1 tRNA gene is annotated in these 520 nt (G+C 42.5%); it reads right to left on the bottom strand.

Going from position 1 to position 520, the window contains the following annotated elements:
* Positions 1–394 precede the first annotated feature (394 nt).
* Positions 395–468: transfer RNA gene (locus tag LUA90_RS19445), tRNA-Ala, on the bottom strand.
* Between the last annotated feature and the right edge of the window lie 52 nt (positions 469–520).

The following is a 520-nucleotide window of genomic DNA, read 5'->3' as shown; positions in this document are numbered from 1 at the left end:
TTGCTCTTCTTTTTTAACTTCTTCCAATATGTCAAAGAACTTTATTAAGGTATAAGGCTGAGGGTATAAAGGTGTAGGGTTTAATGGCCCCAACCTAAGCCTATAGCTTATTCCTTATTAGTAAAAAACTGCGGTCTCGAACCGTTTCTATGTGCCCCATTGGCGTTTCTTCTTTTTCTTTCAATCTGTCAATGTTGTTTACCTATCCAGGTAAGACTTTATTAGTTTTTTAAAAGCTTTCTGCTTTGTTGTGCGGTTTATATAGGCTATAGGTTTACCTTAGGCCTTCTACCTTTTAACCCTCAACCTTAAATAGTGGAGAATAACGGAGTCGAACCGTTGACCTTCCCGATGAAAATCGGGACGCTCTAGCGCCAATCGCTAAAACTCTCTGTGGAGAATAACGGAGTCGAACCGTTGACCTCCTGCGTGCAAGGCAGGCGCTCTAGCCAGCTGAGCTAATCCCCCAAAGGATTTGATTTTGTAGTCCCGTCCAGATTTGAACTGGAGACCCCTACAT

The organism is Pedobacter sp. Leaf170, assembly GCF_920984665.1.
Lineage (GTDB): Bacteria > Bacteroidota > Bacteroidia > Sphingobacteriales > Sphingobacteriaceae > Pedobacter.
The sequence above is the reverse complement of the archived record's forward strand: the minus strand, read 5'-3'. Positions and strand labels throughout refer to the sequence as shown.